At 71.1% G+C, this 14,504-nt stretch carries 16 protein-coding genes and 1 pseudogene; 7 read left to right on the plus strand and 10 right to left on the minus strand.

Going from position 1 to position 14,504, the window contains the following annotated elements:
* Nucleotides 1–48 precede the first annotated feature (48 nt).
* The gene (locus ACFYYT_RS04505) at nucleotides 49–1,533 is read left to right on the plus strand and encodes a recombinase family protein (protein ID WP_351823048.1); all 1,485 of its coding nucleotides are present in this window, start codon (nucleotides 49–51) and stop codon (nucleotides 1,531–1,533) included.
* Between the two features lie 99 nt (nucleotides 1,534–1,632).
* Here ACFYYT_RS04505 and ACFYYT_RS04510 read toward each other — a convergent pair whose 3' ends face one another.
* The 5 genes and pseudogenes from ACFYYT_RS04510 to ACFYYT_RS04530 form a co-directional block, all read right to left on the minus strand.
* Nucleotides 1,633–1,998: a Scr1 family TA system antitoxin-like transcriptional regulator gene (locus ACFYYT_RS04510; protein WP_351823051.1), complete on the minus strand. Its 366-nt coding sequence runs from the start codon at nucleotides 1,996–1,998 to the stop codon at nucleotides 1,633–1,635.
* A 16-nt stretch (nucleotides 1,999–2,014) separates the two neighbouring features.
* Nucleotides 2,015–2,236: pseudogene (locus ACFYYT_RS04515) on the minus strand (helix-turn-helix domain-containing protein); the annotation flags it as partial.
* Nucleotides 2,152–2,454 (minus strand): DUF6879 family protein, encoded by a 303-nt coding sequence (locus ACFYYT_RS04520; protein ID WP_351823054.1) that lies wholly within the window; start codon nucleotides 2,452–2,454, stop codon nucleotides 2,152–2,154. The pseudogene ACFYYT_RS04515 and the gene ACFYYT_RS04520, both read right to left, overlap by 85 nt.
* Nucleotides 2,455–3,613: 1,159 nt before the next feature.
* Nucleotides 3,614–4,279 carry a peptide-methionine (S)-S-oxide reductase MsrA gene (msrA, locus tag ACFYYT_RS04525; RefSeq protein WP_351823056.1) on the minus strand — a complete coding sequence of 222 codons (666 nt, stop codon included), beginning with the start codon at nucleotides 4,277–4,279 and terminating at the stop codon, nucleotides 3,614–3,616.
* Nucleotides 4,280–4,365: 86 nt separating this feature from the next.
* Nucleotides 4,366–5,478, minus strand: coding sequence for a hypothetical protein (locus ACFYYT_RS04530; protein ID WP_351823059.1), 1,113 nt, complete (start codon nucleotides 5,476–5,478; stop codon nucleotides 4,366–4,368).
* 186 nt (nucleotides 5,479–5,664) lie between these two features.
* Here ACFYYT_RS04530 and ACFYYT_RS04535 point away from each other — a divergent pair, with 186 nt between their 5' ends.
* Complete coding sequence (locus ACFYYT_RS04535) at nucleotides 5,665–6,822, plus strand: cystathionine gamma-synthase (RefSeq protein ID WP_351823062.1); 1,158 nt, start codon at nucleotides 5,665–5,667, stop codon at nucleotides 6,820–6,822.
* A gap of 25 nt (nucleotides 6,823–6,847) precedes the next feature.
* Here ACFYYT_RS04535 and ACFYYT_RS04540 read toward each other — a convergent pair whose 3' ends face one another.
* The 3 genes from ACFYYT_RS04540 to ACFYYT_RS04550 form a co-directional block, all read right to left on the minus strand.
* Nucleotides 6,848–7,099, minus strand: coding sequence for a hypothetical protein (locus ACFYYT_RS04540; protein ID WP_351823065.1), 252 nt, complete (start codon nucleotides 7,097–7,099; stop codon nucleotides 6,848–6,850).
* On the minus strand, nucleotides 7,096–7,587 hold the full coding sequence (locus tag ACFYYT_RS04545) for a sigma factor-like helix-turn-helix DNA-binding protein (RefSeq protein ID WP_351823068.1): 492 nt from the start codon (nucleotides 7,585–7,587) through the stop codon (nucleotides 7,096–7,098). Before ACFYYT_RS04545 ends, ACFYYT_RS04540 begins: the two co-directional genes overlap by 4 nt.
* 62 nt (nucleotides 7,588–7,649) lie before the next feature.
* Nucleotides 7,650–8,171 carry a MarR family transcriptional regulator gene (locus ACFYYT_RS04550; RefSeq protein ID WP_351823071.1) on the minus strand — a complete coding sequence of 174 codons (522 nt, stop codon included), beginning with the start codon at nucleotides 8,169–8,171 and terminating at the stop codon, nucleotides 7,650–7,652.
* Between the two features lie 182 nt (nucleotides 8,172–8,353).
* Between ACFYYT_RS04550 and ilvA the strand changes: the two genes are divergently transcribed.
* From ilvA to ACFYYT_RS04565, 3 genes are all read left to right on the plus strand, one after another.
* A complete protein-coding gene (gene ilvA, locus ACFYYT_RS04555) occupies nucleotides 8,354–9,586 on the plus strand; it encodes a threonine ammonia-lyase (RefSeq protein ID WP_351823074.1) in 1,233 nt (410 codons plus the stop codon).
* A gap of 241 nt (nucleotides 9,587–9,827) precedes the next feature.
* On the plus strand, nucleotides 9,828–10,871 hold the full coding sequence (locus ACFYYT_RS04560) for an ATP-binding cassette domain-containing protein (RefSeq protein WP_351823077.1): 1,044 nt from the start codon (nucleotides 9,828–9,830) through the stop codon (nucleotides 10,869–10,871).
* Nucleotides 10,868–11,725, plus strand: a complete 858-nt coding sequence (locus tag ACFYYT_RS04565) for an ABC transporter permease (RefSeq protein ID WP_351823080.1) — start codon at nucleotides 10,868–10,870, stop codon at nucleotides 11,723–11,725. Before ACFYYT_RS04560 ends, ACFYYT_RS04565 begins: the two co-directional genes overlap by 4 nt.
* Nucleotides 11,726–11,829: 104 nt before the next feature.
* Here ACFYYT_RS04565 and greA read toward each other — a convergent pair whose 3' ends face one another.
* Both greA and ACFYYT_RS04575 read right to left on the minus strand, forming a co-directional pair.
* Complete coding sequence (gene greA / locus ACFYYT_RS04570) at nucleotides 11,830–12,327, minus strand: transcription elongation factor GreA (protein ID WP_351823083.1); 498 nt, start codon at nucleotides 12,325–12,327, stop codon at nucleotides 11,830–11,832.
* A 353-nt stretch (nucleotides 12,328–12,680) separates the two neighbouring features.
* Nucleotides 12,681–13,094 carry a DUF4307 domain-containing protein gene (locus tag ACFYYT_RS04575; RefSeq protein ID WP_351823086.1) on the minus strand — a complete coding sequence of 138 codons (414 nt, stop codon included), beginning with the start codon at nucleotides 13,092–13,094 and terminating at the stop codon, nucleotides 12,681–12,683.
* Nucleotides 13,095–13,200: 106 nt separating this feature from the next.
* Between ACFYYT_RS04575 and mca the strand changes: the two genes are divergently transcribed.
* Nucleotides 13,201–14,082: a mycothiol conjugate amidase Mca gene (gene mca / locus ACFYYT_RS04580; protein ID WP_351823089.1), complete on the plus strand. Its 882-nt coding sequence runs from the start codon at nucleotides 13,201–13,203 to the stop codon at nucleotides 14,080–14,082.
* A 2-nt stretch (nucleotides 14,083–14,084) separates the two neighbouring features.
* Nucleotides 14,085–14,327, plus strand: a complete 243-nt coding sequence (locus ACFYYT_RS04585; RefSeq protein WP_351823092.1) for a hypothetical protein — start codon at nucleotides 14,085–14,087, stop codon at nucleotides 14,325–14,327.
* Nucleotides 14,328–14,504 lie beyond the last annotated feature (177 nt).

Genomic DNA, 14,504 nt, shown 5'->3' on the forward strand with positions numbered 1-14,504 from the left:
CTACTACTCTTTGCGTAGAATCAGTGACTCTTCGTAAAGGGGTGGGACGTGAACGAAGCGGCACCGGTGATCCCGGTTGTCTCGTACGCGCGTATCTCCGCCGACACGGCCAGGGACGGCCACGGCGTCGAGGACCAGCACAAGGTGAACGGGGAGACGGCGGCCCGTCTCGGCTGGACGATCGTGCACCGCTACACCGACAACGACCTGTCGGCAGCCAAGGCGGCGGTGGTGCGTCCGGACTTCGAGGCCATGGTGAAGGCGCTCAAGTCGGGCCACATGCCCGACGGGCAGCCCGTACGCGGCGTCATCGTGGTCGCGGACGACCGGCTCACGCGCCGGGCGGGCGACTACGAACGGTTTGTGGACGCGCTCACGTACGAGGAAGGACGGCTGTACGCCGACGCCAAGGGGTCGAAGAACCTCTACAGCGAGGATGTGGAGTCCATGGGGCTATTCGGTGTCGTCATCTCCAAGATGGAGGTGCGCAAGATGCAGCGGCGTGCTCGCCGCTCGCACCGTGCCCGCGCCGAGCTGGGCATCCCGGTGGGCGGAAAGCGCGCCTTCGGCTGGCAGGACGACAAGCTCACGCTGGAGCCCGAGGAAGCGGCGTGGCTGGCGAAGGGTGCCCGCGAGGTGATCGCAGGCAAGTCCCTGCACTCGATCCTCCGCGAATGGCGGGAGGCCGGCGTCCGCACGATCAACGGCAAGGAGTGGGCGAGCCGCTCCCTCAAGCTCGCGCTGTGGAACCCGCGGCTGTGTGGCTGGCGGAAGCACAACGGAGAGCTGGTCCGCGACGCCAACGGCGTGCCGGTTGTGGGCCGCTGGGAGCCGATCATCACCCCGAAGGAGTGGATGGCCATCGATGCCGTCTTCTCGGCTCGCGTCGGTCCCAACGTGAAGTCTGACGGAACGGTCACGGACTATCGCACCCCGTCGTACCTGCTGACCGGAATCCTCCGATGCGGAAAGCCCGGTGCGGAAGGTCAGATCTGCAACTCGCCACTCCGTGCGACCGTGCGGCCGGATCTCTCCGGTGGCTACCTCTATCAGTGCCCCAGCAAGGGAATGGGCGGCTGCGGTGGCACGGGACGCAATGGTGCCAAGATCGACGAATTCATCACGGAGGCAGTTCTGGCGAAGCTGGAGGAACGGGCAGCCAGGGCAGCGCACGTGGACGAGAAATGGGCAGGGGAAGACGAGCTGGACCGTTTGACGCGGAAGCAGCGCAAGCTGCTCCAGGCGTGGCAGGAGGACCAGGTCTCGGATGAGCTGTTCTTCCCTGAGAACCAGAAGATGGAATCTCGGGTCAAGGAACTACGTGCGGACCGTACACGCCACGTCCTCAACCAGCAGCGTGCGGCCGAAGTCACCGGCGATGTACGTGAGCGCTGGACCTCCGGCAGGCTGGACTTGGCGCAGAAGCGCGCCCTAATCAGGGAGGCACTGCACGCGGTGATCGTCCTGCCGGTGGGCGGCGGAGGCCGACGCCCCTTCAACCCTGACCTGCTGGTCCCGAAGTGGCGCGACTGACAGTGAGCTGAAACGGAAAGGGGCACGGCCATCCAGCTGGTGCCCCTTCGTTCGTCTTGCGCTCACGCTGGCGTGGGAGATCAAGGCAGCCGCACCGAATCAGCCGGTCATCCTGTCCGTGGCCGAGATGAAGCGTCTTGCCGGCGCCATACGCCGCTGTGCGCTGCTTCGCAAGGGCGGCGGAGACACCGCAACCCGGCACAGGTGCAGGCGGTGTGCGGGGGAGGGACAGTTGAGGAAGCGGAACGACCTGCCCGGCTCGTACAGGACGGATTGCCGTTCGAGGCGAGCCGCCACGGTCTTGGCCCTGCTCTCTTCCGGCATGGCCGGCGGCAGGGAAAAGATGGCAGAGGCGTACTCGGGCGTCTGGAGGAGTCCGGGGACGAGCTGGCCCTGGAAGAGCCTGAGCGTGGTGGTGCCGGCTTCGATGGCCCGGATGGTCTTCTGGTGCTTCCACGGGCCCATACGGCGCCACATCCTGGACGGTCGGGCGTACCTTGCCCGTCTTGATCTTCGAGAGCTTTCCGGCAGACATGGAAGCCCTGCGGGCCACGGCGTCACCCGTGAGTCCGGATGCATCGCGCAGCGCCCGCAGGGCTTTCCCGATCGAGTCGGCGGTCAGTGGTGCCGCTCCCAGTAGTCCGCGAACGGCACCGCTTCGGCCAGGGCGCGGTCTCGGTAGTCCTGATACTCGGCAAGGCAGTGGGCAGGAAGCAGTTCGGCGCCGATGAACGCAGCTTCGGACGTGTAGTGCATCCGGTACACGACCTGGTCATCGAACAACCAGAAGTCGTGATCCGGTAGGTCGGTCACGTGCTGCTCGGCCTGGTCGATGATGCCAATGGTCTCGCCAGCTGCGATGTTGCCTAGGTAGGCGGCCAGTTCGTACCGCAGGTAGTCGGTCAGCGGAGACCTGAGCACATGTCGGCGTACGCCTGTCGCGTTCGATGCTCCCGAGCTGGTTGCGACCGGGTCAATTGCTGATCCTTTCCAGAACGGGAAAGACGACTGCCGATGCAAATGAGCGCGGTCGAGCCTGAGCCGTGGGGCGCCCCGAACGGCCGGGGAAACAGGCTTCAACCGCGCGTGCCCCTGCGGTGCGCGAGTCGCTACGCTTGCTGGCGACTGCTACAGGCCTTGCGAACTGCATCTTGATGCGTTGCGGGTCTACGGATTCGATCCGAACGAGGCATAGAGATGAGCAGGCACCCTGAGCGAGGTCCTGCCGACGAACCAGATGCTGAACTGGAGCCAGTCCGGCAGCACTTCCGCGATCCCTCCTACGGCTTCGCTGTGGGGCCTGGCTGGCGGTCCCTTGTGCTGCGCTGCCACGAGTCGATTGTTGCGGAGTTCCCCGAGTATGAGCTTCTGGCAGTGAAGCAGAAGTGGGCAAGCCTGGCGTTCCAGGCTTTTCCCCGCCCTTGGAAACCGGGTGGTGACTGGACACCCGCCGAAGCCGCCCGGTTCGGTGAGCTGGTGGGCGAGTTCAGGAGGCGCAGCGAAACGGTCTGTGAACGCTGCGGAGCGGCTGGCCAGCTCCGTGAATCACGTCCGGTCGAGTTGACTCTCTGCGACTTGTGCGAGTCAGCCGTCGGGGTGGACGGACGGTTCTGACGTCGTTGTGCGGCCGGTCACTGGTGGCTGAACGTCATGCTGACCACGTGGGGTAGGAGCCCGAACCACTCCCCAGCTCAGCGGTGCACGGCGGCTGCGTTATTGCGGCAGCCGTCTTCCCGTCCTCTGACGGGAGCGCCGCATGTCACTGGGGCTTGGAAGAAGCACCAGAGCACGACGGCGGCTGAGAGCGCGATCACGACTGCGGGCCCGGCCGCCTTGTTGATCCATGCGGCGATCAGTAGTCCGCCGGCCAGGACTCCCCACCACTGTCCCAACCCGCCAAGCCGGCTGCTTCGTGCACCCGATGTCGCCATGTCCTGAATCGCGGCGAGTCGTGTGGCAGCTCATGCTCGGCGGAGTCAGCCTTGCCTGAAAAGGACCTCAGGACGGCTGACTCCCGATGGAATCGAATCGCCGATGCCGTCGCTGGGTTTCAGTCGTCCTGAGGCACCCCCTGCGTCGATCAGCCGTCGGCCTCGGCGATGCCGATCGGGCAGGCCACGCCCGTGCCGCCGATGCCGCAGTAGCCGTTGATGTTGCGGTCGAGGTACTGCTGGTGGTACGGCTCCGCCGGCCAGAAGGGGCGCTCCGCCGCCGGGAGGACGGCGGTGCTGATGTCGCCGTAGCCGGAGGCGGTCAGGACGCGCTGGTAAGCGGTGCGGGAGGCCTCCGCGGCGGCCTGCTGGGCCGGGGAGTGGGTGTAGATCGCCGAGCGGTACTGGGTGCCGACGTCGTTGCCCTGGCGGAAGCCCTGGGTGGGGTCGTGGGACTCCCAGAACAGCTTCAGGAGCGCCTCGTAGGAGACCAGCGCCGGGTCGAAGACCACGCGGACGACCTCGGTGTGGCCGGTCTGCCCCGAGCACACCTCTTCGTACTCCGGGTTCTCGGTGTAGCCGCCCTGGTAGCCGGCCAGGGTGGTCCACACCCCCGGGGTCTGCCAGAACTTGCGCTCCGCGCCCCAGAAGCAGCCCAGGCCGAAGTCGGCGACCTCCAGGTGCGCGGGGTAGGGACCGGCGAGCGGGTTGCCGAGGACGGTGTGGCGCTCGGGCAGGGAGAACTGCGGCTGCGTGCGGCCCTTGAGGGCCTCCTCGCGGGTGGGCAGCTCGGGCGTGCGACGGTACGAGAACATGGGGATTCCCTCCTTGTACGGGTGTCAACGGCGGGGGGCCGGGCGGGATTCCCGCCACCCCGTACGCGGTACGGGGGAGGTGGGCGTCAGTGGGGCAGCGTCGCCGGGGAGCCGCCGTTGGCCTCGTAGCCCGCCACCGCCAGCGCGCGGTGGACCGCGTACGAGGCGGCCGGGTCCGGCGTGGCGGACCACGGGAGGGCGCCCACGTAACCGTCCACGTGCCGCACCTGCTCCATCGCCTCCGCCCAGCGCTCCATGTTCACCAGGAACACCAGCAGCAGGTGCCGTACGTGCGCCAGCATCGGGTCGTCGGCCCGCGCCGACTGCACCGCGTACAGCGCCCCCTCCACGGCCCGCGTGACGACCGCGCTCTGCCAGAAGCTGCTCACCAGGACCACCTCGGGCAGGTGCTCGTACACCGCGAACAGCGGCAGCGCCGCCAGCAGCGAGCCCCGGGGGGCGCGCGCCGCCGCCGCGTGCGAGAAGGCGTCGGCCTTCTCCCGCGAGCCGTGCCACTTCTCGCACCAGTAGTGCAGCGCCGCCAGGTGCGCCCCCATGTGGGCCGGGGCGAGGTCGATCACCTTCGCCCACAGCGCGTCGAAGTCCGCCTCCGCGTACCCCAGGGCGCGCGCGATCGCCAGCTCCGTGATGAAGGGGACCGGGTCGCCCGGCGCCAGCAGGGCCGCCTTGCGGCAGGCCGCCCGGGCCTCCTCCAGGATGATCCGGTGGTCCTCGGAACCGACCCCGCCGGAATGCCGCCAGGCCTGCTGCACCAGCAGCTCCGCGTGCACCTGCGCGCCGCCCGCGTCCTTCTCCGCCTCCAGCCGCCACGCCTTCAGCCACGGCGCGCCCGCCCCGGGCCGGTGCACCAGGTCCAGCGCGGCCGCGCCGCCGAAGGCCTGGACGCGCTGCCAGCGCAGCTCGCCGTCCTTGGGGGTGCCGGCCAGCAGGGCCGAGGCCGCCCGCCACTGCCCGCTGCTCTGGACGTTGCCCAGCGCGTCCATCAGGTCCTGGTCGGGCCCGGGCACCCGGATGTCCAGCTCCTCCTGGCGGACGAAGCCGTAGTCCGCCGGGTCGGCCGCGTCGGGGCTGCCGGGGGCGACCAGCCGGGGGCCGCCGCCGCCGCGCCTGGCCCGTACGAACTGGAACGTCATGGCCGCGGCCAGGGCGAGCCCCATCAGGACCCAGATCATCTGCATGCCCTCCAGCGAACCAGACGCGACGGGGGAAAGGCCAATGACCCCGCCTCCCCCCGGTACCCGCCCCCGCGTACCCGTGCCGCAGCCGCGGGCCGGGGGCCGGTCCGCGGGGGCGGGTCAGCGTCCTGCCAGCGCACCGTCAGGCCGGGAGAGGACCGCGGCCCGCGCGGGGCATAGCATCTGTCCATGAGCGACGACAGCCACGAGCACCAGAGCTTCGAGACCCGCGCGATCCACGCGGGCAACACGGCGGACCCGCGGACCGGCGCGGTCGTGCCCCCGATCTACCAGGTGTCCACGTACAAGCAGGACGGCGTGGGCGGACTGCGCGAAGGCTACGAGTACAGCCGCAGCGGCAACCCGACCCGCACCGCGCTGGAGGAGAACCTCGCGGCGCTGGAGGGCGGCCGGCGCGGCCTCGCCTTCGCGTCCGGGCTCGCCGCCGAGGACTGCCTGCTGCGCACGCTGCTCTCGCCGGGCGACCACGTGGTCATCCCGAACGACGCCTACGGCGGCACCTTCCGCCTCTTCGCGAAGGTCGTCTCCCGCTGGGGCGTGGAGTGGTCGGTGGCCGACACCTCCGACGCCGACTCGGTGCGCGCGGCCCTGACCCCGAAGACCAAGCTCATCTGGGTCGAGACCCCCTCGAACCCGCTGCTCGGGATCACCGACATCGCGATGATCGCCGGCATCGCCCGCACCGCCGGCGCGAAGCTCGTCGTCGACAACACCTTCGCCTCCCCCTACCTCCAGCAGCCGCTCGCGCTCGGCGCCGATGTCGTCGTGCACTCGCTGACCAAGTACATGGGCGGCCACTCCGACGTCGTCGGCGGCGCCCTCGTCGCCGCCGACGAGGCCCTCGGCGAGGAGCTCGCCTACCACCAGAACGCGATGGGCGCGGTCGCCGGCCCCTTCGACTCCTGGGTCGTGCTGCGCGGCATCAAGACCCTCGCCGTGCGCATGGACCGGCACGCCGAGAACGCCGCGAAGATCGTGGAGGTGCTCCAGCGCCACCCGAAGGTCACCAAGGTCCTCTACCCGGGCCTGCCCGAGCACCCGGGCCACGAGATCGCCGCCAAGCAGATGCGCAACTTCGGCGGCATGGTCTCCTTCCAGGTCGCCGGCGGCGAGGAAGAGGCCGTCGCGGTCTGCGGCCGCACCAAGATCTTCACCCTGGCCGAGTCCCTCGGCGGCGTCGAGTCCCTCATCGAGCACCCGGGTCGCATGACCCACGCCTCGGTGGCCGGCTCGGCCCTGGAGGTCCCGGCGGACCTGATCCGCGTCTCCGTCGGCATCGAGAACGCCGACGACCTCATCGCGGACCTCACCCAGGCCCTCGGCTAGAGCGTCCGGCCCCGCTCCTGGAGGGCTACCAGCCCTCCAGGGGAGGGGAGACGTCGCTCGGCGGCGTGGCCCACGGGTGGGTCAGCGCCGCCCACACCGCGAAGGCCAGCGCCGCCGCGCACAGCACCGTCCAGCCGAACCGGCGCAGCGCCCGGCGGCGGCGCAGCAGGCGCCGGCCCTGGGTCTTGGCGGCTGCCGCCAGACCGGCCGGGACCGCTGGATGTGGCCCCTCCAGCAGTGCCCTGACCTGCGATTCCTTACGGTCGAAGGGGCTCATGCGGCGGTCTCCCGGCCGGGCGTCGCCCGCATCGCGGCCACGGCCCGGTTGCAGATGGCCTCGACCCGCTCGGGGGCCAGCCCCAGCTGGGCGGCGGTGACCTCCTCGGCGACGCCCTCGTAGATCCGCATCACCAGGACGAGCCGCTCCGGCGGGCTGAGCCGCGCCAGCACCCCGGTGCCGGGGCCGAGCCGCCGGGCCGTGCGGGCGTAGGCCGCGCAGAGCTCCTGGCGGGTGTGGTCGTACGGGTCGTCGCCGCGCAGCCGCTCCCAGTGGGCGTACGTACGGGCCAGCGCGCCGGCCAGCAGCCGCCGCGCGGCGGGCGCCCCGGCGGCCGTCGCGCCCGCAGCCCCAGCCCCCGCCCCCGCGCTCCCCGCCGCCGGCTCGGCGGTCAGCAGGACGGCGACGTGCAGCAGCCGCCCCGCCGCGCCCGCGACGAAGGCCTCGAACTCCGGGTCGCGCCCCGAACGCCGGTCCACGGCACCCATGGTGGGGCCGGTCCCACCACCCCGGTCAAGGGGTCGGACGGGGCCGGATCACGCGGGTTCGCTCAGGAGGCCGGGCCGCCCTCGATCGCCGCGGCCATCAGCTCCGACAGCGACAGGTTGAAGCGGGTCAGCAGCTTCGTGAACGCCTCGCGCTCTTCCTCGTTCCAGCCCGAGGTCACGCGGGCCATCAGCTCGCGCCGCGAGGAGCGGACCTCCTCCAGCCGGGCCAGCCCGCGCGCGGACAGCGCGAGCACCACGGCCCGGCCGTCCTCGGGGTGCGAGGTGCGCTTGACCAGACCGGCGTCGACGAGCGGGGCGACCTGGCGCGTGACGGTGGACGAGTCGATGCCCATCCCTCCGGCCAGCGCCTTCACGCCCATCGGGCCTTCCAGATCGAGGCGGTTCAGCAGCAGGTACGCGGCGCGGTCCATCGAGTTGCGGGCCTGGCCGACCCCGCCCAGGCGGGTCTGCTCGGCCCGCCGGGCGAAGACCGCGACCTGGTGCTGGAGCGCGTCGAGGAGACCGGATCCGGCGGGCGCTTCGGCCGCCGCGGGCAGGTCGGAACTGGCCGGGATGGAGGGCATGGCCGTGGGCTCTCTTCGCATGGGGCCGACAAGGATGGGGGACAGAGTACGCGGCCGTACGGCGGCTCGTACGCCGCGTACGAGAACTCGTACGGTGCTTGGGTCCGGGCACCCCACCACCGTTCCGCATGGCGAGATTTCGCCCCTGAGCCGGGACCTTCGCGGGCTGCGAGACTGGCCGCATGAACTACCGCGTGCCCGAGCCCGTTCCGCAGGTCATCCTCGACGACGTGCGGGGGGCCCAGAAGATGCTCTCCGGGGTCTCCCGGGTCACCGCGATGGAGGGCAGCCGGCACCTCTCGGCGCTGACCGGCTCCCCGGTGCACTTCAAGTGCGAGAACCTCCAGCGGACGGGCTCCTTCAAGCTGCGCGGTGCCTACGTGCGCATCGCGGGCCTGCGCCCCGAGCAGCGCGCGGCGGGCGTCGTCGCCGCCAGCGCCGGCAACCACGCGCAGGGCGTCGCGCTCGCCTCCTCCCTGCTCGGGGTCCGCTCCACGGTGTTCATGCCGGTCGGCGCCCCGCTCCCCAAGGTGGCCGCCACCGAGGAGTACGGCGCGGAGGTGCGCCTGCACGGCCAGGTCGTCGACGAGACCCTCGCGGCGGCCCAGGAGCACGCGGACCGGACGGGGGCGGTGTTCATCCACCCCTTCGACCACCGCGACATCATCGCCGGACAGGGCACGGTCGGCCTGGAGATCCTGGAGCAGTGCCCGGAGGTCCGCACGATCCTCGTCGGGATCGGCGGCGGCGGTCTCGCGGCCGGGATCGCCGTCGCGGTGAAGGCGCTGCGCCCGGACGTGAAGGTGATCGGCGTGCAGGCGGCGGGCGCGGCGGCGTACCCGCCCTCGCTCAGGGCCGGTCACCCCGTCTCGATCGACGACCCCACCACCATGGCCGACGGCATCAAGGTGGGCCGGCCCGGCGACGTCCCCTTCAAGATCATCGGGGAGCTGCTCGACGACGTCCGCACCGTCTCCGAGGACGCGCTCTCCAGTGCCCTGCTGCTCTGCCTGGAGCGGGCCAAGCTCGTCGTCGAACCGGCCGGCTGCAGCCCGGTGGCCGCGCTGCTGAGCGAGCCCGAACGGTACGGGGGCGGCCCGGTCGTGGCCGTCCTGTCCGGCGGCAACATCGACCCCCTGCTCCTCCAGCGCATCCTGCGCCACGGCATGGCCGCCGCCGGGCGGTACCTGTCGCTGCGGCTGCGCGTGACCGACCGGCCCGGCGCCCTCGCGGGGCTGCTGGGGGTGCTGAGCACGGTGGACGCCAACGTGCTGGACGTCAGCCACGTACGGACCGACCCGCGGCTCGGGCTCACCGAGGTCGAGGTCGAGCTCCACCTGGAGACCAAGGGCCCCGAGCACTGCGCCCAGGTCGCCCGGACCCTGCACGGCGCGGGCTACCGGGTCACGGGCTGAGGGCGCGGGGGCTTCGGGGCCGGGGCCGGGGGTCGGGGCCGGGGCCGGGGTGCGGTGCGGGCCCGGGCGCGGGCTTCGGGAAAGCCGTGGCGGCTCGCGATATGACGCGATACGGTGCCGGTGCGCCGGGCGAGGCTCGCCCGGCGTGCCTAGGATTCGCGTAGGAACGCCCCGATTTCGGCGGCTTCGCCGTCGAACGTCGCCGCGCCCCTACGGCCCGATCGACTCTGGGAGCACCCACATGCCAGGCGCCATCTACGCCGAAGGTCTGGTCAAGACCTTCGGCGACGTACGGGCTCTGGACGGAGTGGACCTCGATGTCCCCGAAGGCACCGTGCTGGGCCTGCTCGGCCCCAACGGCGCCGGCAAGACAACGACCGTCCGCGTCCTGACCACCCTCCTCCAGCCCGACCGCGGCCGCGCCGTCGTCGCCGGGATCGACGTGCTGAAGCACCCCAACGAGGTCCGCCGCTCCATCGGTCTCTCCGGCCAGTTCGCCGCCGTGGACGAATACCTCACCGGCCGCGAGAACCTCCGGATGGTCGGCCAGCTCTACCAGATGAGCGCCCGCGCGGCCAAGGCGCGCGCGGTCGAACTCCTGGACCGCTTCGGCCTCGCCGATGCCGCCGACCGCCCCGCCAAGACCTACTCCGGCGGCATGCGCAGGCGCCTCGACCTCGCCGCCGCCCTCGTCGTCCGCCCGCCCGTGATGTTCATGGACGAGCCCACCACCGGCCTCGACCCGCGCAACCGCCAGGCCCTGTGGGACGTCATCGAGGAACTCGTGGCCGGCGGCACCACCCTGCTGCTCACCACCCAGTACCTGGAGGAGGCCGACCGCCTCGCCCACGACATCGCGGTCGTCGACCACGGCAAGGTCATCGCCCGCGGCACCTCCGACCAGCTCAAGGCCCAGACGGGCGGCGAGCGCGTCGAGGTCGTCGTCCACGAGCGCGACCACATCCCCACCGCCCGCCAGGTCCTCGTCGGCTTCGGCAAGGGGGAGGCCACCGTCGAGGAGCACACCCGCAAGCTGACCGTCCCGGTCTCGGGCGGCGCCAAGCTCCTCGCCGAGGTCATCCGCGAGCTGGATTCCCGGGGCATCGAGATCGACGACATCGGCCTGCGCCGCCCCACCCTCGACGACGTGTTCATCTCCCTCACCGGCCACGCCGCCGAGCGCGCCGCGCACGAAGAGGCGGACGGCGCGGCCGGGACCGGGGCCGGGACCTCGGCCCGGACCTCGGCCGGGACCAAGGGCGCGCGGAAGGAGGCGGCGAGGTGACCGTCACGACCCCGGCCGCGGAACCCGCGGCCCCCCGTCCGCGCGGCGGCGTCACCCAGGGCGTCCGGGACTCGCTGGTGATCGCCAAGCGCAACCTCATCCGGATGTCCCGCATCCCCGAGGTGATCGTCTTCGGCGTCATCCAGCCGGTGATGTTCGTCGTCCTGTTCAGCTACGTCTTCGGCGGCTCCATCGCCGTCGGCGGCAGCACCTCCCCGGCCGACTACCGCGAGTTCCTGATGGCCGGCATCTTCGCCCAGACCGTCACCTTCGCCACCGCCGGCGCGGGCGCCGGCGTCGCGGACGACATGCACAAGGGCCTCATCGACCGGTTCCGCTCCCTGCCCATGGCCCGTGGCGCGGTCCTCACCGGCCGCACCCTCGCCGACCTCGTCCAGACCACGCTCACCCTCGTCGTGCTGGCGGCGGTGGCCCTGCTCGTCGGCTGGCGCACCCACACCAGCGCCGGCGAGGTCCTCGGCGGCTTCGCCCTGCTGCTCCTGCTCGGCTACGCCTTCTCCTGGATCGGCGCCCTGATCGGCCTGTCGGTGCGCACCCCGGAGGCGGCCACCTCGGGCGGGCTGATCTGGCTCTTCCCGCTGACGTTCATCTCGAACGCCTTCGTCCCCTCCGACAACATGCCCGACTTCCTGCGGCACATCGCGGAGTGGAACCCCTTCAGCGCCACCGTCCAGGCGGCCCGCGAGCTCTTCGGCAACCTCCCGGAGGGCTACCCGGTCCCCGCGGCCTGGCCGATGCAGCACCCGGAGCTCGCGTCGGTCCTGTGGTCGGTGCTGATCATCGCGGTGTTCCGCACCCTGGCGGTCCGCAAGTACCGCTCGGCGACCGCCTGACCCCCGGACGCGCGACGCCCCGGACGCGCGTGAGCCCCCGCCGGGTCCGGCGGGGGCTCACGCGTACGTGCGTGCCTGCCCGTGGCGGGCCGGCAGGGGGGTGATCAGCCGGTGAAGGGCTTGACCGCCAGGATCTTGACCGCGGCCTTCTTGCCGTTCGGCAGCTCGTACTCGGCGTCCTCGCCGATCGTCTTGCCCATCACGCCGCTGCCCAGGGGCGACTGCGGGGAGTAGGTCTCGAAGTCCGAGGACGCGTACTCGCGGGAGGCCAGCAGGAACTCCAGCGTGTCGTCCTCGTCCCCGTCGAACGCGATCGTCACCAGCGTGCCCGGGGCGACGACGCCCTCGGCGGCGGGCGCGGTGCCGACCTTCGCGTTCTCCAGGAGCTGCGTGAGCTGGCGGACCCGGAGCTCCTGCTTGCCCTGCTCCTCCTTGGCCGCGTGGTAACCGCCGTTCTCGCGCAGGTCGCCCTCTTCGCGGGCGGCCGCGATCTTGGTGGCGATCTCCGTGCGTGCGGGACCAGAGAGGTAGTCCAGCTCGGCCTTCAGCTGGTCGTACGCCGCCTGGGTCAGCCAGGTGACGCTCTCGCTCGTCTGGGTCACGGTTGCTCCTCGTCGGTACAGGGGAATACAAAGCCGCCAGCGGCGGGCGAAACCACGAGCCTAACAATTCGGGAAGAAAAGGGGGAGGACACCATGTGTATGAAGTGTGTCATCGCACCCGGCGAAATCGCCGTACCGCCTGGTCGCAGCGGCCGTCAGCGCTCCAAATCGGTGCGCACGCGGCCCTCGACCTGCGCGTGTTCCCCTTCCGGTGGCCGGTGGGGGCGCCGAGGCCCGTCCCGCGGTGCGGGCGGGCCGCACGGAGGCACCGCGAGTCTGCGAGTCTCCACGGCGATGGTAACGCCGATCGTCACCCCGCCGCCGGTGGCCTTCGGTCCGGGGCGGCCCGCGCGTCAGCCCGCCGAGCCCGCGGCCTGGCAGCCGATCAGCTCGATCATCGTGGCCCGGCCCGTGGTCTTCAGCGTGACCATCTCGTCCACCCGCGAGTCCCGCTGCGCGAAGGTGAAGTCGGCGCGGCCCACCTCGCCGTGCTGCTCGTCCTGGGACATGAGCGTGCACACGCCGGTCACCGAGGCCTCCTTGCGGACCTCCAGGTGCACCTTGACCTCGGAGTCCGACACGATCTGGAACTTGATCACCTCGGCGCTGACCGCCTGCCCGCCGACGTAGTCCCAGCCGATCCAGCCGACCACGCCCAGCAGGGCCACCCCGAGGACCGATCCGACGATCTTGAGCTTGCGGTCCGCACGCTCATCCGCCGAGCGGCCGTAACGGCCCTCGGGCAGTCCTTCGCGCAGGGCGCTCATGATCGTTCCTCTCGCTGGGGAGGGTGAGGTACCCCTGGAATTTTCCGCCCCCCGATTCGGTCACTATAGAAGTCGCCCTTCGCGCCGAATCACAGAGGATCCTGTCTTGACCGAGCAGCTTCGACTGATGGCCGTCCACGCCCACCCCGACGACGAGTCGAGCAAGGGCGCGGCCACCATGGCCAAGTACGTGTCCGAAGGAGTGCCCGTCCTGGTGGTGACCTGCACCGGCGGTGAGCGCGGCTCCGTACTGAACCCCAAGCTCCAGGGCGACAAGTACATCGAGGAGAACATCCACGAGGTGCGGGCCAAGGAGATGGACGAGGCCCGCGAGATCCTCGGGATCGAGCAGGAATGGCTGGGCTACGTCGACTCCGGCCTGCCCGAGGGCGACCCGCTGCCGCCGCTGCCCGAGGGCTGTTTCGCGCTCGCGGACGTCGATGAGGCCGCCGGCGAGCTGGTGAAGAAGATCCGCGCCTTCAAGCCGCAGGTCATCACCACCTACGACGAGAACGGCGGCTACCCGCACCCCGACCACATCATGACCCACAAGATCACGATGGTGGCCTTCGACGGCGCGGCCGACACCGACAAGTTCCCCGAGGCCGAGTACGGCACCCCGTACCAGCCGCAGAAGCTCTACTACAACCAGGGCTTCAACAAGCCGCGCACCATCGCCCTGCACGAGGCACTCCTCTCCCGCGGCCTGGAATCCCCGTACGGGGAGTGGCTGGAGCGGTGGAAGGAGTTCGAGCGCAAGGAGCGGACCCTGACCACCCACGTGCCCTGCGCCGACTACTTCGAGATCCGTGACAAGGCGCTCATCGCGCACGCCACGCAGATCGACCCGGACGGCGGCTGGTTCCGCGTCCCGATGGAGATCCAGAAGGAGGTCTGGCCCACGGAGGAGTACGAGCTGGCGAAGTCGTTGGTCGACACTTCCCTCCCCGAGTCCGACCTCTTCGCGGGCATCCGGGAGAATGCGTAGCTATGAGCGCTACGCAGGCAGCATTCACCCAGCTCCTTCCGCTGGCCGCCGACACCTTCGACAAGAACAAGGTGACCCCCGGGCTCCTGGGCTTCATCGTGTTCGCCGCCCTCGCCGTCGGCGTGTGGGGTCTCATGAAGTCCATGAGCCGGCACATGGGCCGGGTCAACTTCCAGGAGGCCCCGGAGCCCGCCGCGGCGGCCCCGGCCGCCAAGACCAAGACCAAGGGCGCGAAGGCCCCGTAGGGCCGCCCTGCGGGTCGCGGGTTCCGTGGCCGGTGGGCCGGTAGGCCCGTGGGCCGGTAGGCCGGTAGGTCCGTAGGCCCGTAGGCCCCGTACGAGCCGTACGCGCCGGGGAGCCGGCCCCCGCCCGGGGGGCAGGCCGCTTCCGGGGTGCCATGCGGCGTCGGGGGCCCGGCGCGC

Origin of the sequence: Streptomyces sp. NPDC002032, from assembly GCF_042890765.1 — a bacterium.
Classification (GTDB): domain Bacteria; phylum Actinomycetota; class Actinomycetes; order Streptomycetales; family Streptomycetaceae; genus Streptomyces.